Below are 21775 nucleotides of genomic sequence, written 5' to 3' on the forward strand. Positions count from 1 at the left end.
GTTATCCGAAATTCACATGTGCGATATGCGCGACTTTGCCACGTGATCCCGTGGGATCTAATCGAATAAAAGTATCGCTGGACCATTCAAAAGATGTTCCGTCAATTAAATCGGTTACGGCAAACTTTTCAGAATCAATTCCAAGAGCATTCATATCCCAGTGCACCACTGTTTCTTGGGGACAGGTGGGATCGAGGTTGACGACCACAAGGATGAGATCTGACCCTTCTTTCTTGGAGTAGGCAATAATGGCATCAGAGCCAGTGTTATGGAATATTAGATTGCGTAAGCGTTGCAACGCCCGGTGCTCTTTGCGAATCTGATTGAGCGTGCCGATAAATGGAGCCAAGGTGTTGCCCTTCTCTTTCGCGCCCTCAAAATCACGGATCCGTATCTGATATTTTTCAGAATTCTTGTACTCCTCGCTACCCTCCTTCAAAGGTTCGTGCTCAAAAAGTTCGTACCCTGCATACATCCCCCATGAAGGCGAGAGTGTGCTGGCGAGGACCGCACGAAGTGCAAAGATGGCGGGAATTCCGGTCTGTAAGTGGAAAGGAAGAATGTCGGGCGTATTCACCCAGAAACTTGGACGAAAGAACGCGCTCGTCTCGGTGGCAACTTCGTTGCCGTATGAAATGAGTTCTTGCTTGCTTGTCCGCCACGTGAAGTATGTATACGACTGGTGAAATCCAACTTTGCCCAGTGCGTGCATCATGGGAGGGCGGGTAAATGCCTCTGCCAGAAAGATTACTTCTGGATTCTGCTCTCTGATTATTTTGAGGAATTCTTGCCAGAAGTGGAGTGGCTTTGTGTGCGGATTATCTACTCGGAAAATTGTGACACCCTTGCTGACCCAGAATCGAACGATCCGCGTCACCTCAGCGAGAATGCCGTTGTAATCTTTATCAAAGTTAATTGGGTAAATATCTTGGTATTTCTTAGGTGGATTCTCGGCGTAGGCAATTGTTCCATCGGGCCTGTGGTTGAACCATTCGGGGTGGGCTTTCACCCAAGGATGATCGGGTGAAACTTGGAGCGCGAAATCCATAGCTACTTCTAATCCAACTGTCTTTGCACTACTTACAAAACCTTCAAAATCCTGCATGGTGCCAAGTTCGGGATTTATCGCGTCGTGCCCACCATCTCTATTGCCAATTGCCCACGGCACTCCCGGCTCATTGGCCCTTGGATTAAGTGAGTTGTTTGCGCCTTTGCGGAAAGTCAGGCCAATGGGGTGAATTGGCGGCAAGTACAGAACGTCAAATCCCATTGCCGCCACGTCAGCAAGTCGCTTGGCTGCTGTGGCAAAAGTTCCGCTTGCATGTGCAGTAGCGCCTTCACTTCGGGGAAAGAATTCATACCATGCCCCGACGAGGGCACGTTCGCGGTCCACTCGGATCGGAAATAAGTCGGTTTTGGTCACTAATCGGCGAAGTGGTTTTTCATAGAAATAACTTCGTATATCTCCGCTTGTGGCGATTGAGAATCGGTTGGCGGGTGCCATCGACCTGTTCTGAAGTGCTTCTAGAGCATTTGTTAGAAGTTTGTTCGATGAGGAGCCGATAGCTTCCGCAAAAATTAGGGAGCCCATTTCGCAACAGAGTTCGGGGTCGATATTCGCACTTATTTTGATTTCGCTGTCATGGTGCCAGGTTGCGTACGGGTCATCAAAAGATTCAACAAAGAATGCGAAATCACCAGTGACGGGAAGGGCGAGCTCTGCTTGATATCGATCACTTCCTGGCCAGATCTCGACCATTCGTTTCCGGTAAATCTCAACTCCTGAAGAATCCAGTACGACTACCTGCGCTCCAAGCGCATCGTGACCTTCACGAAAAACAGTGGCAGATACTGTGATGATTTCGCCGGGGATTGCTTTGACAGGAACGAATTCTCCCCCGAGAAGAGAAACGGGGGAGACATCCGTGATTGGAATTCGCCCTATCAACCAGAGCCCTCAGTGTTGCCAGCATCGGCAGCTGAAATGTCGAAAATCTGATACTTTTTTATTGCATCCTCAACGAGGCTCGAGTGGATTTCGCCACTTTGAGCAAGTTGCGACAGCACTGCAATCGCGATGGATTGCGCATCCACTTTGAAATGCCGACGTAGAGCGCCGCGAGTATCGGATAATCCGAAGCCATCGGTACCAAGAGAGAGGAATGGTTGTTCTACCCACGGCAGAATTTGATCTTGCACCCCTCGCATGAAATCACTTACCGCGACAACAGGGCCTTGGGCACCCTCCAATTTTGTAGTGACGTACGCTTTGCGTTGATCGTGCGGGTGGAGCAAATTGTGCTTATTTGTTTCCAATCCGTCTCGACGTAATTCATTCCATGAGGTCACCGACCAGACGGATGCAGAAACGCCCCAGTCTTCTTCAAGAAGTTGTTGGGCTTTAAGAGCCCAGTTGAGGCTTACACCCGAGGCAAGAATTTGCGCGTGATACTTTGCGTCGCCCCGAGCAGGTGAATACTGATAAATACCCTTTAGTAGTCCATCGACATCCAGATTCTCTGGTTCTGCCGGCTGAACATAAGGCTCGTTGTAAACGGTCAGGTAATAGTAGATATTTTCACTATTTTCACCGTACATTCGTCGCAGACCATCTTTGACAATGTGACCGACTTCGAATGCGAATGCTGGATCGTAGGCAACTACTGCAGGATTTGTTGATGCGAGCAGTGGCGAGTGTCCATCTTCGTGTTGCAAACCTTCACCATTGAGAGTGGTGCGACCCGCAGTGGCACCCAGGACAAATCCCCGTACCATCTGATCGCTTGCCGCCCAGAATGCATCTCCTGTCCGTTGGAAACCGAACATTGAGTAGAAGATGTAAATCGGAATCATTGGTTCGTCATGAGTGGAGTAAGAGGACCCAACCGCGGTGAAGGAGGCAACAGATCCCGCCTCATTGATTCCTTCGTGAAGAATCACCCCGGATGTAGATTCTTTGTACGAGAGCATTAATTCGCGGTCGACTGATGTGTAGGTCTGCCCCAGCGCGGAATAGATTTTGAGTGATGGGAAAAGCGAATCCATTCCAAAAGTTCTGGCTTCATCGGGAATGATCGGTACAAATCGACTTCCCATCCCGGGATCCTTGAGAAGGTCTTTGAGAAGTCGGACGAAACTCTGGGTCGTCGCAACTTCTTGCGCTCCCGAGCCGCGTCGTGCTGATTCATAGACGGAATCGGCTGGCTGCGGCAGTGGCCGGGATTGGGTGCGACGGCGCGGGATAGATCCACCCAGGGCTCTACGGCGCTCCAGCAGATACTGGGTCTCTGGAGAATCCTCTGCAGGTTTGTAATAAGGAGGTAATTTCGCGTCAAGTTGGTCATCTGGAACTGGAATCTGCAGGCGATCGCGGAAGGTCATGATGTCTTCCAAAGTCATTTTCTTCATCTGGTGCGTTGAGTTGCGACCTTCGAAACTTGATCCAAGAGTCCAGCCCTTGATGGTCTTTGCCAGAATAACTGTCGGTCTTCCCTTGTGATTGACGGCTTCGCTATAGGCGGCATAGAGCTTTCGATAGTCGTGACCACCGCGCTTGAGTCCCCAGATTTTATCATCGGACCAATTGGCGACCATTGCGGCTGTGCGGGGATCGCGACCAAAGAAATGCTCGCGCACGTACGCGCCACTTTCTGCTTTGAAAGTTTGATAATCCCCATCCGGGGTTTGATTCATGAGTTGGACGAGTGCGCCTTCCCTATCTTGGGCTAATAGCGGATCCCATTCCCGACCCCATACGACTTTAATGACGTTCCAACCTGCTCCACCAAAGATGGATTCAAGTTCTTGGATGATTTTTCCGTTGCCACGAACTGGTCCATCTAGGCGTTGCAGGTTGCAGTTGATGACGAATGTCAGGTTGTCTAGTCCTTCGCGCGCTGCGAGTCCGATTGCACCAAGACTTTCTGGCTCGTCCATCTCGCCATCGCCCAGGTATGCCCAGACATTCTGCTGGCTGGTGTCTTTTATGCCGCGGTTGTGCAGATAGCGATTAAAACGCGCTTGATAAATGGCATTCAACGGTCCAAGACCCATGGAGACGGTGGGAAATTCCCAGAACTCCGGCATTAATCGCGGATGCGGATAAGAGGAAAGGCCACCTCCATCGTGAGAGAGCTCCTGTCGGAATCCGTCTAGTTGGGTTTGGTTCAATCTTCCTTCGATAAAGGCGCGGGCATACATTCCAGGACTGGCATGTCCCTGGAAGTAAATTTGATCTCCGCCACCTGGATGATCTTTGCCCCGGAAGAAGTGATTGAATCCCACTTCATAAAGAGCCGCCGATGAGGCATACGTTGAAATGTGTCCGCCAACACCAACGCCAGGACGCTGTGCACGATGGACCAGCATGGCCGCGTTCCAACGAATTGCCGCACGGATGCGCTTCTCGACTGCCTCATCACCTGGGAAAGTGGGTTCGCGCTCTGGAGGAATGGTGTTGATGTAGTCAGTAGTTCGCAGATAGGGAAGACCGACATTTTTTTCTCGTGCCCGCTTGAGCAGACTCAGCATGAGGTAGCGGGCTCGGACGGGGCCGGCATGTTCAAGAGCGGAGTCGAAGGAGGCGTGCCATTCGGCGGTTTCCTGGGGATCGGTATCAACAAGTTGGTCGATGACCTGATCGGGCGTATTAAATATTTCGCTCATGCCCCTATCTTTCCCTCTTTAGGTGCCTCCCGTCACATCGGGGCCAAAATGCCAGACGATTGCCGGCAAAGGGGAGATTTCTGCGCGAAAAAATGGCGAAATAACCGTTAAATGGTCTTGCGCAGAGGCCAACTCTTGGGTGGACTTATCCCTTGGCCAGCGGGGCCAAAATTGCCAAAGCGCAGATTTTCTGCGCTTTCGTGAAGATGTGAGAAGGGACGGCGTTGGTGAATACCCCCTCGGGGACAATGGCAGAAAGATTGGGATTTGAGCCAGGTTTTCTTATTCTGGAATCGGGTTATGGCGATGACTGTGATGAAACGCTTCGCCAGGACATTATTAAATTCACGGGCAATCAATTCATTAGTGGTCATGTGCAAGAGGTGGTCGATGCCGTCCTGCTCTGGTGGCGAGATGACGGAAGCGATCTGGTAGACGAATTGGTCGATGCCCTTGCATACCTAACTGATGGCGGTCCGATCTGGGTTATCACTCCGAAAGTTGGTAGACCTAATCATGTTGAACCAAGTGATATTCAAGATGCAGCACCGACTGCGGGGCTAAGTCAGACATCTTCATTTTCGGTTGCACCGGATTGGTCCGCGACACGATTGGTGGCACGAAAGGCCGCTAAGCGATAAGTTCTCTATATGTCCCAAAGCATTGGAAGCCTTGCCATTGGAACTCTGGCGCCGGATTTTGATTTATCCGACCAGCATGGAGCTAAAGTATCACTGACTTCATTTCGGGATAAGAAGAATGTGGTTCTGCTCTTTTATCCATTCTCGTTTACCGGAAAGTGCACTGGTGAACTCTGTGAAATTCGTGACGACTTGAATGCATTCCAAAATGATGATGTGCAATTGCTGGCAATCTCGTGCGACTCAATATTTTCGCAGAGATCCTTCGCGCAGGCGCAGGGATACAAATTCCCAGTTTTGAGTGACTTCTGGCCGCACGGTGAAGTATCCAAGGCCTACGGAGTATTTAACGAGGCTCGCGGATGTGCCATCAGAGGAACATTTATTATCGATAAGAGAGGCATTCTTCGCTGGCAGGTAGTCAACGTTATGGGTGACGCCAGGAGCGCTCTGGACTACAAAACGGCGATTGCAGCCCTTTAACTAGTGACTTCGGTCGACAATTCGGTCAACTGGTACTAATCCAGTAGAATCTGCTGACCGTCAGGGTGCTTAGCTCAGTGGTAGAGCGCCTCGTTTACACCGAGGATGTCGGGGGTTCGAAACCCTCAGCGCCCACCAGAAAAACAGTGGAGGGTAGGAGATTGATGAAAGCCTCCCCAAGTGATCAACTGCAGATACTTGATATTCAGCGCATGGATTTTCAGGTTGCAACGCTTCGTAACAAACTCGCTTCGCTCCCCGAAATAGCTGAGTTGTTGGCATGTACCCAGCGTTTAGCCGTCGTGCGTGATCTCGAAATCGCGGCGCAGACACAGATCAGCGACATAAAACGCGAGTTATCGCGTGCAGAAGCGGACGTAGAGCAAGTGGTGGTCAGGCTCGAACGAGACGAGAAGCGCCTTGCAGAAGGAAGTGCCGCGCCCAAGGAACTAGAGAAATTGCAGCATGAGATTGAGACACTAAGCGCTCGTCGTTCTGAATTGGAAGAAGTCGAATTGGAAGTGATGCTCCGTATTGATTCGATTAAGTCGCGTTTAGAAGAATTGCAGGGCGAAGAGGAAAGTCTTAAAACTTCAAACGATGAAATTACCGTAAGAAAGAATTCAGCCTCGTCTTCCATCGAAGATGAAATCGCATCCACAATTTCGGAACGAAACGCCACAGCAGCGACCGTGGATGTGGCGCTTCTCGAGCTTTATGAAAAGATTCGAAGTAGTACCGGAACAGGTGCGGCTGCCCTACGTGAAGGACGATGCGATGGTTGCCATCTGGCCATCAATAGTGTTGAAATCGGAAGATTGAAAACTCTGGCATCGGACGAGGTTGTCCGTTGCGAAGAGTGCCGCTGTATTTTGGTGAGGGGAGCGAATTAATGGCACGCCATTTTGTCATGACCGCAGATGGCGGTTCGCGTGGAAATCCGGGGCCGGCGGGGTACGGCGCAGTAATACACGAAGGTCATATTGTCCTCCAAGAGCTTTATGACTTCATTGGAATTGCCACCAATAACGTGGCGGAATACAGCGGATTGGTCGCAGGTCTTACCGCAATTCATTTGCTTGATCCTGAAGCGACCATTGACGTCCGCATGGACAGCAAATTAGTTGTTGAACAGATGTCAGGTAGATGGCAGATAAAGCACGCCGATATGCGCGCCCTTGCTATGGAAGCGCGAACAGTGCATTCTCCAACGCTTGTTTCATACACTTGGATTCCGCGTGAAGAGAATGCTCACGCTGATCGCCTTGCCAACCGCGCACTCGATGAGCGCGGGGGAAAGAAAACCCAACAAGTCAATTTCTTAACTGAGCGTCTTCGCATGCCCGAAATTCCAACAATGATTTATTTTGTCCGTCACGGCGAGACAATCCTGACACCAGATCGTAAGTTCTCGGGCAGTGGCAAATTAAATCCACCTCTAACTCCAGAGGGGCAGGCTCAGGCTCAAGCGTTAGCAAATGAAATTGAAAAACTAAAGCCCGAAATCTTAGTTGCCTCTCCTCTGCAGCGGACCAAGGAGACTGCCGAAGTAATTGCATCAAAGGTGAAATTGCCAATTATTTTTGATGAGGCTTGGTATGAGTGCGGTTTCGGAATCTGGGATGGAATGTCCATTGATGAAGTGGCCAGTACTTATCCGGCCGAATACCAAGCCTGGCTCGCATCATCCGCATATGTGCCTCCTGAGGGAGAGTCGTACGACGAACTAGGGTGGAGAGTTGACGAGGCGATTGACAAACTCGCTGCCAAATACCCTGGCAAGCGAATTGTTGTTGTCAGCCACAATGGAGTGATTAAGCAGGCTATAAGACTGGCGATCGGCGGTTCTGCCGAGAGTATTTTCCACATTGATGTTGCGCCTTGCTCGATCTCGACAATTTCAATCTGGCCAAGTGACGGATTACGCGCCATGAGATCTGCAAACGAACGCGGACATCTCCGCTAAGCCGCGCTATTGTCTAGGCATGACGCAGAGTCAGTCAGGCGCAAGAATTCTTCAGGCGGCTACAGGTTCAAAAATGAGCGCCCTTGGTTGGGGTCAAGAAGCCGCGCTTCGCATGCTTCACAACAACCTTGACCCTGCAGTAGCCGAACATCCAGAGAAACTTGTTGTATACGGTGGCACAGGTAAGGCTGCGCGGGACTGGCCATCTTTTGATGCGATCGTGCGAACCCTTACGAAACTCAAAGATGACGAAACGCTCCTTGTGCAATCAGGCAAACCAGTCGGCGTTTTTCAAACGCATGAATGGGCGCCGCGGGTATTGATTGCGAACTCAAATCTTGTCGGAGATTGGGCGACCTGGCCTGAATTTCGTCGCCTCGAACAACTCGGCCTCACGATGTACGGACAGATGACTGCTGGTTCTTGGATTTACATCGGGACTCAGGGGATCTTGCAAGGAACATATGAAACATTCGCCGCCATCGCACGGAAGCGATACAACGGGATGCTGCAAGGCACGCTTACTCTGACTGCGGGCTGTGGTGGAATGGGAGGCGCCCAACCACTTGCCGTCACGATGAACGGCGGTGTCTGTTTAATAGTAGATATTGATAGGACTCGACTGGAGAAGCGAATCGAAACTCGTTATTTGGACGAGATTGCACATGATCTTAATGACGCAATTGATCGGGTATTGAAGGCGAAATCGGCAGGCAAGCCACTTTCGGTTGGTCTTGTGGGAAATGCCGCGGTGGTTCTTCCACAACTCCTGTCCATGGATGTCCCAATCGATATTGTCACTGATCAGACTTCAGCTCACGATCCGCTTGCCTATGTTCCGATTGGCGTTGAATTCCACGATGCGGCGCAATTGGCCATGGATGATCCGGAAGATTTCACTCTTCGCGCTCGCGCATCCATGGCAAAACACGTCGAAGCAATGGTCGGATTTTTAGATAAAGGTGCGGAGGTTTTCGATTATGGCAATTCCATCCGTGATGAAGCGCGCCAGGGTGTCTTCGGCCGTGCGTTTGCATTTCCGGGTTTTGTTCCCGCCTATATCCGCCCACTTTTCTGCGAAGGCAAAGGACCTTTCCGTTGGGTAGCTCTTTCGGGAGATCCAAAAGATATTTATCGCACCGATAAGGCTGTTCTTGATCTCTTTCCGGAAAATGAAGGACTTCATCGCTGGATCACATTGGCGCAGGAGAAAGTCGCCTTTCAAGGCCTTCCTGCCAGAATCTGTTGGCTCGGATATGGTGAGAGAGATAAAGCGGGTATTGCCTTTAATGATCTCGTCGCCAGCGGAGAAGTGTCTGCACCGATTGTAATTGGGCGCGATCACTTGGACTGTGGCTCTGTGGCATCCCCCTATCGAGAGACTGAAGCAATGAAAGATGGATCCGATGCGATAGCAGATTGGCCGCTTCTCAATGCCATGATCAATGTTGCATCCGGTGCATCGTGGGTCTCAATCCATCATGGTGGCGGCGTTGGAATCGGTCGTTCAATTCATGCGGGCCAAGTCTGCGTCGCCGATGGCACGAAGTTGGCAGGTCAGAAACTCGCCAGAGTGCTGACAAACGATCCTGGCATGGGCGTTATCCGCCATGTGGATGCGGGATATGACGAAGCAACTAGTGCCGCACGTCAGAAACATGTTCATGTTCCGATGCTGGATGTGGAGTAACCATGACTCGAACCCTGGTAGATAACATCGGATTACTCGTCACCAACGACTTATCGATGGACGGCAGTCCTCTGGGACTAATTCAAGACGCGGCTTTCCTTATGGAAGAGGGCGCAATTTCTTGGATTGGAGAGTCTTCCGCTGCTCCGCGAAGTGAAATTCCCAACCGCATTGACGCGCAAGGAAGATGCATTATTCCGGGATTTGTTGATAGCCATACCCATCTCATTTTTGCGGGAGATCGAAGTGATGAGTTTCGTGCCCGGATGCAAGGGGAGCCTTACACGGCCGGCGGAATTAATTACACGGTTGAACTCACGCGGAAAGCATCGAATGGGCAGTTGCTACAGAGCGGTCGTCGTCTGATTGCCGAGGCAAATGCATCGGGCACAACAACAATTGAATGTAAGTCTGGATACGGCTTGACCGTTGATGACGAAGCTCGTTCGCTGGTAGTCGCCAAGCAACTCACCGACGAAACCACATTCTTAGGAGCTCACATCGTCCCGCTGGAATATCGAGAGAGTCCTGAAGAGTATGTCGATCTTGTATGTGGTCCGATGCTGGATGCTGCCCGACCAAATGCAAAGTGGATTGACGTATTCTGCGATAAAGGCGCCTTCACGGCCGAACAGACAAGAAGGATTCTGAGAGCAGGGATTGCGCACGGCCTTCTTCCCCGGCTGCACGCCAATCAACTCGAACCTGGCGAGGGCGTACAGATCGGCGTTGAACTTGGCGCAGCATCGGTAGACCATGTCAGTCACCTCTCGGATGATGACATTTCTTTACTCGCTGATTCTGAAACTCTGGCAACTCTATTACCCGCAGCGGAGTTTTCAACCCGGTCTACTTACTCTGATGCGCGCAGACTCTTTGAAGCCGGCGTCAATGTTGCTCTGGCCTCCGATTGCAATCCAGGAAGTTCGTACACCACCAATATTCCATTTGTTATTGCAGTTGCGGTGCGTGATCTGCACTTCTCTCCAGAGCAGGCAATTTGGTCGGCGACAAAGGGCGGTGCGATGGCACTTCGGCGCGAAGACGTCGGCCACCTAGGAGTTGGCGCAAGTGCCGATTTTTCAATACTGAGCACTACTTCTTACATACACCTGGCGTACCGCCCAGGAGTTCCGTTAGTAGATGAGGTATGGCGTCATGGTAAACGGATCAAATAACTCAAATAGCGTGATAACTCTCGGTACTAGTGGGGTCACATTTGAGGATGTAATCGCGGTTGCGCGCCATGGTGCACAAGTCGTCCTTGCCTCTAAGGCGATTGAAGCGATTAGTGAAACACGAAAATATATTGATGCGTACGCAGCAGGTGGGGTTCCTGTCTACGGAGTCTCTACCGGCTTTGGTGCCCTGGCAAATCGCCATATTGATGTTGAGGATCGAACTCAACTTCAAAAATCACTGATCCGATCGCATGCTGCTGGAGTAGGCCCCGCGGTCGAACGTGAAGTTGTACGAGCATTGATGTTTTTGAGGTTGCGAACCATGGCATCTGGTCGCACGGGGGTGCGGGTAGAAGTAGCCCAGGCATATGTTGATTTTCTTAACTCTGGCATTACGCCATTGGTCCCAGAATTTGGTTCTCTCGGCTGCAGCGGCGATTTAGCACCACTTGCTCACTGTGCACTTTCGATGATGGGCGAAGGCCTTGTCCACGATGGCGACGGAAATGAAATGCCATCTTTGGACGCAATGAATGCGGCGGGTTTAAAGTCGATTGAACTTCAAGCGAAAGAGGGTCTGGCTCTCATCAATGGCACCGATGGAATGCTCGGGATGTTGATTATGGCGTGTGCAGACCTTGCCCAACTCTGCACGGTCGCAGATATCACTGCTGCAATGAGCGTCGAGGGCTTGCTCGGAACCGATCGAGTCTTTGCACCTGATCTACACGCGCCACTTCGTCCACAAATTGGGCAGATAACGAGCGCGGCAAATATGTACGCACTCCTACAGAATTCAGGGATTGTTGCATCCCATCTTGAGCATGATTCCCGCGTGCAAGATGCTTACTCTCTGCGTTGCGCACCGCAAGTCAATGGAGCGGTAAGGGATACCGTCGATTATGCGTCAACAATCGCTCACCGTGAATTGCGCAGTTCGATAGATAATCCAGTTGTCCTTCCTGATGGACGAGTAGAGTCAAATGGCAACTTCCACGGAGCCCCCGTTGGTTATGTGCTCGATTTTCTGGCAATTGCGGCAGCAGATCTCGGATCGATGGCCGAACGGCGTACTGATCGAATGTTGGATCAGCATCGTTCGGTGGGTTTGCCACCATTTCTTGCCTACGACCCCGGCGTGGATTCGGGTCTGATGATTGCCCAGTACACCCAGGCAGGCTTGGTGAGCGAGAACAAGCGACTTGCTTCCCCTGCCAGCGTGGATTCAATTCCAAGTTCGGCGATGCAAGAGGATCACGTTTCAATGGGATGGAGTGCGGCCCGCAAATTGCGCAAAGTAATCGAGAATCTTTCTCGCATACTTGCAATCGAACTTGTCACTGCCGCTCGCGCCATTGAATTACGCGAAGGATTGACTCCCTCGCCAGCCACATCATCGGTTATAAAGACTTTGCGACAAGTGGTGCCGGGATCTGGTCCAGATCGTTGGCTCTCGCCAGAACTTGAAGCCGCAGTTTCACTGGTACAGAGTGGAAAAGTTCAATCTGCGGCAAGAGAGGTCGTAAGAGAGTTGCTTTAACGCTTGGCAACTCCACAAGCGGCTTCGAGTACTAGGAGTGCACCGAGTCGGACTGTTCGTTGATCCGGAGCATCAGAGGCCGCATCAATCTCTGTAATATCCATCGCGCGCACTGAAGAATTGGCACCAGCCAGGAATGCTGCTTGGCGAAGTTCATCCGCACTTATGCCACCAGGCACTGAAGCAGGACAGGCCGGAGCGACGGATCGATCGCAGACATCGACATCGATATCTACGTATATTTCTCTCCTAGATCCTCCGGCGATTTCAAGGGCTTCCAGCATCACGTCTGCGATGGGTCGCTTACGCAGTGACTCCCGAGAAAAGATGTGGATCCCATGATCCTTTGCTCTTGCTGCGTAATCTTTGCTATTTGCAAAATCACTGATGCCAATTTGGACAATGTTGCTTCCTTGCATGCCGGCTTGAATGAGTCGCCAGACGGGTGAGCCGCTTGATCGACCGTCGCGCAAATCATGGTGTGCATCAAGTGTGATTAGGCCACACTGAGTCAAGTCCGGCCATATTCCAGCAGCAACTGAATAAGTAATGGAATTATCTCCGCCTAGTGCGATAAGCAATTTATTGACGCGAAGCACATCTTTGACGGCAGCTGCTACTCGTTGTTCTCCTTCTGTAAATTCCGGAGAGATCACATTTCCAAGATCACGAGTTTCGATCTCACGCAGATCCACATTGTGGGAATGAGAGTATGTTGAGTATCGCGCTAGCGCGTTTCGGATTGCATCAGGAGTCTGGTGCGCTGATGTAGGCGAGAGAGATTCTTCGCAAGCCGGAACGCCAATGAGTGCTACATCTGCAGATTCCTTCTTTGAAGTGAAAAGAGTATTTGCCCGCACCCAATTGGGGTCGTGTGGAAGTGCTGGGCTAGTCATGACCTTGATATTACGCGAAAAACCCTGGCTTATTTGGATAGTGGAAAGTACGATGACCCGATGATAAATCTTCATTCCATTGATATTTGGCAGCAGTTTTCGATAATCATTGACGGGACAATTGCGGCCATTTTGGGTTCGATCATTGGGTGGGAGCGTGACCGAGCGGGTAAGTCTGCCGGTCCACGGACGATGGCACTTGTAGGCACGGCTGCGGCAATTGTCGTTTCTATCGGCGAAGTTCTCGATGCCAATGCTCGCTATGGAGATCCAACACGCGCACTGCACGCGATTATTACGGGTATTGGTTTTCTCGGCGCGGGTCTCATATTTACGGATAAGCGCGGGGGAATCCAAGGTGTTACGACAGCTGCAACGATTTTCGCAACCGCAGCGATGGGTGTCTCTGTTGGTCTTGGATTCCAGATCGTGGGTGTAGGGCTAACAATGATTATCCTTATTATTCTTCGCTCTTCACACGTCAGGGAGGTCGCGCGTCGCCGCAGCGTCCAGGATGAGGATCCGAACGCAAAATCGCGTTAACGTGATCACCGCTCACGAAGTTTCCGTCACAAATTGGCGGAAGATTCGCGCGATTTCTTTCGCCAGGGCGATCTCTTTTTTAGGTAGCGAGCTTACTGTTTTCGCGCTGATTCTTCGAGAGAAGGATTCGGGTGCCAGCACAGTCTCGGTGCTTCTCATTTTGGGCATGCTGCCATTGATTCTCTTCGCTCCGTGGGCAGGGCTAATTGCGGATAAGTACTCAACCAGAGAAGTGGTGCTTACTTCTTCGCTAATCCAAGCAGGGCTGATATTCAGTTTGACGATTGATGGGCCACACTGGGTTGTTTTTGCAACGCTATTTCTGGCCAATACCTGCGGTTCAGTTGCAAATCCTGCATGGGGTGCTTTATTGCCTACCCTATGTACTAAAGATGACCTTCCGCGCGCATTGGGATTCTCGCAGTCGATTTTTGCTCTGGCAGGATTACTTGCCCCCGCGCTAGCGGGTCTATTGGTTTCGACAAGTGGTTTCTATTGGCCTTTTGTCATTGACGCCATCACCTTCTTGTTTATAGCCACGATGCCGGTTGCATTGAGAGTAAATCGAATTAGGGCAGTCGAGGTAACCGGTCAAAAGAACGGAGCAATGGAAGGAATTAACTTTCTCTTTCGCGAACCCTTATTGCGTGCTCTTTTAATTCTTCTTACGATATTTATCTTGGCACTCGGCGTTGTAAACGTTGGAGAAGTATTCCTTGTAACCGAAGAACTTGGTGCTAGTTATTTTATTTACGGTTTGGTAGGAACTGCATTTGCTCTGGGTGCACTTCTTGGCTCAACCGGATCGGCTTCTGCCAAGATTCCCGAAACTAAGCACGTGCAGATAGTTATTCTTGGGTTGACATTGCTCTCCGTCGCCGTCCTTGGGATTGCCCTGGCTTGGCACTGGGGTGTAGTACTTGCCTTCTCTCTACTTGCAGGAATCGGAAACTCCATTATTAACGCATATGCGGTAGGGATATTCATCAACCGATCTGATCCCGCAATCCAGGGTCGCATATTGGCTGGAGTGTCTGGAGTGATCAATGTGGGACTGATAACTGCGATGGGTCTTGCTGGCGTCATGATTGGAGTCTTCGGAGTGCGTGAGGTTCTATTTGTGGGAGGACTGCTTTCGATTGCCGTGCTAGCAATCATGACTCCAGCGGTTTTACGTCACGCGCCTAGGGTCGCGTAGAAGTGCTCCTCAAGGAGCGCCCATCTAAAAACGAGCACAGTATGGGTCTCCTCGAGCTCTTGACCAGAAATGTGTCACTGTTACCATGTAAGACGTGATGTCGGCCACCTAGCGTCGTGGCAGAACATCGCCGCAATTTTCCATCTCTGCGCAATTTTGAGCGGTAGGCACGGCAATGTCGAAGAAATCGACTGAACCAAAGGGTGATCGGGACCTTGAGAAGTTGTTCTCGGTTTTAAAACTCTTTTTATCTGGTGATTATTCCGTTCGCATGCCCACTGACCAGACGGGAGTGCTTGGTGAGATCGCCCAGACGGTTAACGAATTAATCAGTTCCAGATCTAAGATTTTGGATAGTTTCATGAAGGTATTCAAGGAGGTCGGCGAAAGAGGCCTTATCGATTCGAAGATTTCTACCGATGAATTGCCACCAGCAGTGGCCAACTTAGTTGTAGCTCTCAATCAGATGCTCGAGAAACTAAATGAGCCATTGAATGAAATGGTGGAAATTATTAGCGCTGTGTCCCGTGGTGAGTTGAATCGCAGGGTGTCGACTGAAATCAACGGCAAGAAAAAAGAGGGTCAGTTTTTTGCATGGACTGAGATGATGAATGACATGTTGGACGTGTTATCTACCTTGACCTCTGAAATATCCCAAGTGGCGCGCGAAGTGGGCATGGAAGGCAAGCTCGGCGGCCAGGCCAACGTGCCGGGTGTGGCAGGCACATGGAAGGACCTAACCGATAACGTCAACTCGATGGCAACCAACTTGACTGACCAGGTGCGCGGTATCGCCCAGGTAGTTACGGCGGTGGCCAACGGCGACCTCAGTAAAAAGGTCACAGTCGATGTCAAAGGCGAGATCGCCGATCTGGCTGGCACTATCAATAACATGACCGAGACCTTGGCGCTCTTCGCTGACCAGGTCACCCAAGTGGCGCGCGAAGTGGGCATGGACGGCAAGCTCGGCGGCCAGGCCAACGTGCCGGGTGTGGCAGGCACATGGAAGGACCTAACCGATAACGTCAACTCGATGGCAACCAACTTGACTGACCAGGTGCGCGCTATAGCTGATGTCTCTACTGCCGTGACTAAAGGTGATCTCACTCGCTCGGTAGTTGTTACGGCCAAGGGCGAAGTGGCCGAACTCAAGGACAACGTCAACGAAATGATTCGTAATCTGCGCGAAACCACTGAGAAAAACTCGGAACAAGATTGGCTCAAAACTAATCTGGCCAAATTCAATAGCATTCTGCAAGGCCAACGTGACTACGTCACCGTTTCTAAAGCAGTGCTCTCCGATCTCGCGCCGCTGGTCGAGGCCCAGTATGGCGCCTTCTACATTATGGAAGAAAGCGAGAGTATCGAAGCTTGTTTAAAGTTGCTCGCCACTTATGCTTACAAAGAAAGCAAAGACCTTGACAAAGAGTGGAAGATGGGAGAGGGGCTAGTGGGGCAATGCGCCTATGAGAAACGGCGTATTTTCATTACCGATGTGCCTGGCGATTACGTGGAGATTACTTCAGGGTTGGGTCGGGCCAAACCGCTTAGCATCCTAATTCTCCCCGTCATTTTTGAGGGCAAGGTAAAGGCCGTTATTGAATTGGCTTCTTTTAAGGAGTTTTCTCTTACCCATCAGACATTCCTGGATCGACTAACTGAATCTATTGGTATCGTGCTCAACATTATCGAAGCTGATATGCGTACCGATGAATTGCTCAAGCAGTCACAGTCCCTTACTAGTGCGCTACAAAGCCAGCAAGAAGAGCTGCGTCAGGCAAACGATGAGTTGGAAGACAAGGCACGGTTGCTGGAAGAGCAGAAACTTGAAGTTGAATTAAAGAATCTCGAGGTCGAGCAGGCAAAGACTGCGGTAGAAGAAAAAGCAACGCAACTGGCACTCACGTCAAAGTATAAATCCGAGTTTCTTTCCAATATGTCGCATGAGCTTCGCACGCCACTAAACAGTTTACTAATTCTTGCCGAACATCTTGCCGCAAACCCGAAAAGTCATCTCGATGCGAAGGAGGTGGAATTCGCAAAGTTAATTCATGTTTCTGGCAATGATCTACTTTCTCTGATCAATGAGATTCTCGACCTGTCCAAGATTGAATCAGGCGTGGTATCGGTAGAGAACGCGTCGGTACCGTTTACCACGATACAAGATCAACTAGAGAATACATTCAGCCACGTAGCAAAAAATCGGAGGCTTGACTTTGAGATAACTTTTGCCAGTGAATTGCCTTCAGTAATAGTCACCGACGAGATGCGACTGCTGCAAGTGATGAAGAACTTGCTCTCCAACGCTTTCAAATTTACCGAGAAGGGGAAAGTATCAGTCCGCGTGGATCGTGTTCTCTCTGGTTGGAGCGCGGAGAACGAGAGTCTTAACAAGGCAGCCGAAGTCTTAGCCTTCACCGTTGAAGACACGGGCATCGGTATATCGGCCGCCAAGCAGCGCATAATCTTTGAAGCGTTCCAGCAAGGTGACGGGACAACCGCCCGTAAATATGGCGGTACCGGCCTGGGATTATCGATCAGTCGCGAACTTGCTCGCTTATTGGGAGGTGAGCTGGCACTGGTGCGGAGTACTTCCAAACAGGGGAGTGTATTTGCGCTTTATCTGCCACTGAACGGATCCAAAGGTGGAGTTCTCGAAGCAATTCCTAAGGAAGAGCGCAGAACACATAGCACACAAAATTTTGATTTTGATTCAGGTGGCACAAGCAGTACCCATGAAGCATCAAGTGCGATTCACGACTCAGCCATCGCCGATGATCGTGACCTTATCGAAGGCGATCGAGTCCTGTTGATCATCGAGGATGATCCGACGTTCGCCAAAATCATTCTTGATCTGGCACGCGAGAAGGGCTTCAAAGGCATTGTCGCAATGCGCGGATCGCAGGCGTTGGAACTGGTGCGCAAGTACAAACCTGACGCCATTACCCTCGACATCCACATCCCAGATATAGACGGGTGGACGATTTTGGACATACTCAAGCGCGATTCCGACTTGCGCCATATTCCTGTAGACGTCATCACCGTTGAAGATTATCCATTGCGCGCTCTCTCGCAAGGGGCTTTTAAGTATCTCACTAAACCAGTGAGCCACGTTCAGCTTGCTAAGGCGATAGAGGCCACGCGCACCTTCCTGGATCGGCCCATGAAAAACCTTTTGTTGGTTGCCGGTGACAAGGTTGAGGATGAGCAGATTACCGAGCAACTCGGCAACGGCGACATCACAGTCCATCATGCCCGTAGCGGCAAGTTGGGGTTGATTGAGATGGGCAAGAGATCTTTTGACTGTGTGGCGGTCGCTACGAAAATGACGGATATGAGCGTGGCTGACTTCATCACCGCTATGCGAAAGAATAAATCGTTAGAAGAGATACCTGTCGTGGTGTTTAGTGGTGCGTCAATTACCGATTCGGAGCGGGGCGAGATTGAAAAGCTTGGTACAGCTAGCGTAGTGAGAAGCGCCGATTCCCTCGACCGTTTGCTTGACCAGACCGCGTTGTTCTTGCACCGGGTGGTTTCGCACTTGCCAGAAGAGAAGCGTAAGTTGCTCCAACAACTACATCAAGCAGCGAACAATCTCGGCGGGAAAAAGGTGCTGATCGTGGATGATGATGTGCGCAATATTTTCGCACTCACCGCTGCATTGGAGTCCAAGGGCGTAATTGTGTCCTCTGCGGAGAATGGAGTTATCGCTATTGATTTATTAAGGAAGACACCTGACATTGATCTGGTGTTGATGGACATCATGATGCCGGAGATGGACGGGTATGAAACCATGCGTGAGATCCGAAAGTTGGCGAAATTTAAGAAGTTGCCGATCATCGCGCTGACGGCCAAGGCCATGGTTGGGGACCGTGAAAAATGTCTTGAAGCTGGTGCCTCGGATTACCTGAGCAAACCAGTTAACATCGAGCAACTCTCCTCACTGATGCAGGTGTGGCTATCGAAATAGAGGACATTGAAGTCCTGGCGCTAGTTGAAGCGATTTATCAGCGTTGGGGTTATGACTTCCGCGACTATGCTCCTGCATCTTTGAAGCGGCGTATCCGGCGCATTGTCGAGTTGGAAAGGTTGTCATCGATATCTGCTTTGCAGGAGCAAGTATTGCGCGACCCTGCCTGCATGCAACGTTTTCTGGATCAATTAGTGGTGAGTGTTACCTCGATGTTTCGCGATCCTGGATTTTACTTAGCCTTTCGCAAGGTGGTCGTACCACTGCTGAAAGATCGGCCTTCGCTTCGAATATGGCATGCTGGTTGTGCCAGCGGCGAAGAGGTGTACTCCATGGCCATTTTGCTACACGAAGAGGGGTTGCTCGATCGATCACGAATTTATGCTACCGACCTTGATCAGACAGCCCTTGATACCGCCAAGGAGGGCATTTATCCGCTGGGAAAAATGAAGGAATATACCGAGGATTATCATTCCGCCGGAGGCAAGGCGGAGTTTTCCGAGTACTACCACGCAGGTCATGGTCATGTTGTCTTGCGAAAAGATCTATCAAAGAACATTGTCTGGGCACAGCACAATTTGGTAACAGACGCGTCCTTCAACGAGTTTCACCTGATCGTCTGCCGCAATGTGCTGATCTACTTCAATACGCGTTTGCAGGAACGTGTACATCGCCTGCTCTATGAGAGCCTGGTAGAAGATGGTTTCTTGGTATTAGGCAGACAGGAAAGTCTGCGACTCACACCCAACGAATTAAGTTATCGCACTCTCGATCGCCGTGAGAAGATCTACCAGAGAGTGAAATGATGCCGCTCCATTTAGTGGTGCTAGGCGCGTCGTTGGGCGCCCTCGATGCATTGCATGTGTTGTTGCCGGCGTTGCCGGCAGATTTCCCCGCCGCGCTTATTATTGTTCTGCACCGCGATAAGGAGGAGAGTGGGGACTTGATTCCTCTTCTTGATGCAGATTGCGTTTTACCAGTTGCCTTTCCATTGGACAAGGAACTCATTCTGGCTGGTCACGTATACATGGCCCCGCCGAATTACCACCTGTTGGTGGAAGGTGATCATTTCGCCTACTCTCTGGATGAGCCTGAAGATTACGCCCGCCCCTCAATCGACATTCTCTTTGAAAGCGCTGCGGAAGCTTATGGCGCACATGTGACTGGCATAGTGTTGACTGGCATGAGGCGAGATGGCGCGCGTGGGCTGGCAGCAATCCACCGCCATGGTGGGACTGTATTGGTGCAATCGCCAGATGATGCGGTTGCACAGGGGATGCCGCTGGCCGCATTGGTTGCGGTCCCTGATGCGCAGGTGTTGACCCTTAAGGAGATTGGGCAGTGGTTAGCGACATTGAGACGCTGATCTGGGATAAGGGATTTGGAGCATCTGCCCTTTAGGAAATTGACTACTAAGGGGTGATGCACGGGGAGTGGTTCATGCTACTTTGAAGTCGAGGTGTAGGTAGTATTTTCTCATTTCTTCCAAGGAGAGATCAATGAATTCGACGGACGTACAGAACCACCCCATCCGAGTTCTCGTTATCGACGACCACCCGATTTTTCGGCTCGGCGTCTGCGAGCGGATAAACACCATAGGTGAGCGCGTGGTGCTGGTAGGAGAAGGACAAGATGGCGTTGTCGCTCATCGCTTGGCGGGTGAATTGACTCCGCATGTGATTCTAATGGATCTCCAAATGCCCTTAATGGGGGGAATAGAGGCGACTAGCAAAATCAAAGCCGATTTTCCTGAGATTCAAATAATTATTCTCTCGGCCGACGATGAAATAAATGATGTTAACGACGCGCTGCAAGCAGGTGCTAGTGGCTATCTACTTAAGTCGGTTAGCGGGCTTGAATTACAAGAGGCGATCTTCGCCGTTATGGACGGGGGTTCAGTACTCTCTCCAACAGTGGCTCGTAGGTTGCTCACCGATCTAAGAGCGCCAGTTGGCACTACTATCAATTTGAGCGAACGAGAGATTCAAATTCTTAGGATGGTAGCCACTGGGACTACCAATAAGAGTATTAGCAACGAACTATTTCTAAGTGTCCGAACTGTTGAAGCACACATTCATAAGATTTTCCAAAAACTGGGAGTTTCTACCCGAACCGAAGCGGTGACCACAGCTATCCGTAAGGGTTTGATCGAGAACGATATTTAATTCTAATTTTCACCTAGTTCTTCAGCGTTGCACTTTCTGCAGATCTGGGTCAACAAGTGGTGCATGCAAGTTCGAATCTGGGGATATCGTTGGTAAATCTTGGTGGAAAGCGTCTTCAGAAATTTGGAGAACTTGAGCCGATGAATTAGGGGTAGTCGTGGGACCCTCGGATGTTGCGGCACTAGCCAGAGCGGAACCGCAGGCAATGCCCAATACTGCCACGGCAAAGATGATGAGGCTGGCAATTGGACCTGTGCTAGAACCCTTGGCGTTACGAGTTCCAATCTGGCTGAGTGTGTTGTTCATGGTGCTTTTCCTTTACGAAGTGGAATTCGTTTGGTGAATCCCTATGGCTTTAATCTCCTCGCTTGCGGGCTTATCTACATTCGTACTGACCGCACACTTATCCTGTGATTTCCTTGCTCTTTAGTCCAGAATTGCACCTACTGCCCGTAGAGGAAACTACTTAGCCAAGAGTCGCGTAGACTTGCACCACAGAAGAGTCGCCCGGATCGCCGCGTCATAGAAATATGCCGAGGAAAGTCCGGACTCCACAGAGCAAGGTGGTGGGTAACACCCACCCGGAGCAATCCGCGGGAACAGTGCCACAGAAAATAAACCGCTCGTTAGCAATAACGAGTAAGGGTGAAACGGCGGTGTAAGAGACCACCAGCATGTACGGCAACGTATGTGGCTAGGCAAACCCCACTTGGAGCAAGACCAGACAGGTAGCGCTTGAGAACTGCTCGTTCGAGCTACCGGGTAGGTCGCTTGATTCCGTGAGTAATTGCGGAACTAGATGGATGGTGATCCTAGACAGGATCCGGCTTATAGGGC

General features: G+C 50.7%; 17 protein-coding genes, 1 tRNA gene and 1 other RNA gene. 15 read left to right on the forward strand and 4 right to left on the reverse strand.

The window, feature by feature from the left end:
* Position 1 precedes the first annotated feature (1 nt).
* Positions 2-1948 (reverse strand): alpha-1,4-glucan--maltose-1-phosphate maltosyltransferase, encoded by a 1947-nt coding sequence (locus tag VMW30_10930; GenBank protein HUW88861.1) that lies wholly within the window; start codon positions 1946-1948, stop codon positions 2-4.
* Positions 1945-4665 carry a pyruvate dehydrogenase (acetyl-transferring), homodimeric type gene (aceE, locus tag VMW30_10935; GenBank protein ID HUW88862.1) on the reverse strand — a complete coding sequence of 907 codons (2721 nt, stop codon included), beginning with the start codon at positions 4663-4665 and terminating at the stop codon, positions 1945-1947. Before aceE ends, VMW30_10930 begins: the two co-directional genes overlap by 4 nt.
* Positions 4666-4913: 248 nt before the next feature.
* Here aceE and VMW30_10940 point away from each other — a divergent pair, with 248 nt between their 5' ends.
* The 8 genes from VMW30_10940 (at position 4914) to hutH (ending at position 12166) form a co-directional block, all read left to right on the forward strand.
* Positions 4914-5306 (forward strand): DUF3052 domain-containing protein, encoded by a 393-nt coding sequence (locus VMW30_10940; protein HUW88863.1) that lies wholly within the window; start codon positions 4914-4916, stop codon positions 5304-5306.
* Between the two features lie 9 nt (positions 5307-5315).
* On the forward strand, positions 5316-5789 hold the full coding sequence (locus tag VMW30_10945) for a peroxiredoxin (protein HUW88864.1): 474 nt from the start codon (positions 5316-5318) through the stop codon (positions 5787-5789).
* A 63-nt stretch (positions 5790-5852) separates the two neighbouring features.
* A tRNA-Val gene (locus VMW30_10950) sits at positions 5853-5927 on the forward strand.
* Between the two features lie 26 nt (positions 5928-5953).
* Entirely contained in the window at positions 5954-6682 is a 729-nt protein-coding gene (locus VMW30_10955) for a C4-type zinc ribbon domain-containing protein (protein HUW88865.1), read from the forward strand.
* Positions 6682-7755, forward strand: a complete 1074-nt coding sequence (locus VMW30_10960) for a histidine phosphatase family protein (protein HUW88866.1) — start codon at positions 6682-6684, stop codon at positions 7753-7755. Before VMW30_10955 ends, VMW30_10960 begins: the two co-directional genes overlap by 1 nt.
* Positions 7756-7774: 19 nt before the next feature.
* On the forward strand, positions 7775-9445 hold the full coding sequence (gene hutU / locus VMW30_10965; GenBank protein ID HUW88867.1) for a urocanate hydratase: 1671 nt from the start codon (positions 7775-7777) through the stop codon (positions 9443-9445).
* A 2-nt stretch (positions 9446-9447) separates the two neighbouring features.
* Positions 9448-10623: an imidazolonepropionase gene (hutI, locus tag VMW30_10970; GenBank protein ID HUW88868.1), complete on the forward strand. Its 1176-nt coding sequence runs from the start codon at positions 9448-9450 to the stop codon at positions 10621-10623.
* Complete coding sequence (hutH, locus tag VMW30_10975; GenBank protein ID HUW88869.1) at positions 10604-12166, forward strand: histidine ammonia-lyase; 1563 nt, start codon at positions 10604-10606, stop codon at positions 12164-12166. The genes hutI and hutH overlap by 20 nt, the downstream gene beginning before the upstream one ends.
* Here the strand turns inward: hutH and VMW30_10980 are convergent.
* Positions 12163-13062 (reverse strand): agmatinase family protein, encoded by a 900-nt coding sequence (locus VMW30_10980; GenBank protein ID HUW88870.1) that lies wholly within the window; start codon positions 13060-13062, stop codon positions 12163-12165. The two genes, hutH and VMW30_10980, sit on opposite strands and share 4 nt — an antisense overlap.
* Before the next feature lie 60 nt (positions 13063-13122).
* Here VMW30_10980 and VMW30_10985 point away from each other — a divergent pair, with 60 nt between their 5' ends.
* The 6 genes from VMW30_10985 to VMW30_11010 all read left to right on the forward strand — a co-directional run bounded on the left by VMW30_10985 (position 13123) and on the right by VMW30_11010 (position 20938).
* Positions 13123-13605: an MgtC/SapB family protein gene (locus VMW30_10985; GenBank protein HUW88871.1), complete on the forward strand. Its 483-nt coding sequence runs from the start codon at positions 13123-13125 to the stop codon at positions 13603-13605.
* On the forward strand, positions 13577-14803 hold the full coding sequence (locus tag VMW30_10990; GenBank protein ID HUW88872.1) for an MFS transporter: 1227 nt from the start codon (positions 13577-13579) through the stop codon (positions 14801-14803). Before VMW30_10985 ends, VMW30_10990 begins: the two co-directional genes overlap by 29 nt.
* A 175-nt stretch (positions 14804-14978) precedes the next feature.
* Positions 14979-18773: a response regulator gene (locus VMW30_10995; protein HUW88873.1), complete on the forward strand. Its 3795-nt coding sequence runs from the start codon at positions 14979-14981 to the stop codon at positions 18771-18773.
* Positions 18758-19579 carry a protein-glutamate O-methyltransferase CheR gene (locus VMW30_11000; protein HUW88874.1) on the forward strand — a complete coding sequence of 274 codons (822 nt, stop codon included), beginning with the start codon at positions 18758-18760 and terminating at the stop codon, positions 19577-19579. The genes VMW30_10995 and VMW30_11000 overlap by 16 nt, the downstream gene beginning before the upstream one ends.
* Positions 19576-20139, forward strand: coding sequence for a chemotaxis protein CheB (locus tag VMW30_11005; protein ID HUW88875.1), 564 nt, complete (start codon positions 19576-19578; stop codon positions 20137-20139). The genes VMW30_11000 and VMW30_11005 overlap by 4 nt, the downstream gene beginning before the upstream one ends.
* Before the next feature lie 133 nt (positions 20140-20272).
* On the forward strand, positions 20273-20938 hold the full coding sequence (locus tag VMW30_11010) for a response regulator transcription factor (protein ID HUW88876.1): 666 nt from the start codon (positions 20273-20275) through the stop codon (positions 20936-20938).
* 21 nt (positions 20939-20959) lie between these two features.
* On the opposite strand, the gene VMW30_11015 is transcribed toward VMW30_11010, so the two are convergent.
* Positions 20960-21244, reverse strand: a complete 285-nt coding sequence (locus VMW30_11015; GenBank protein ID HUW88877.1) for a hypothetical protein — start codon at positions 21242-21244, stop codon at positions 20960-20962.
* Positions 21245-21437: 193 nt separating this feature from the next.
* Here VMW30_11015 and rnpB point away from each other — a divergent pair.
* An RNA gene (gene rnpB, locus VMW30_11020) (RNase P RNA component class A) lies at positions 21438-21775 on the forward strand; the annotation flags it as partial.

This window comes from Candidatus Paceibacterota bacterium (assembly GCA_035530615.1).
In the GTDB taxonomy this organism is placed as follows: domain Bacteria; phylum Actinomycetota; class Actinomycetes; order Nanopelagicales; family Nanopelagicaceae; genus QYPT01.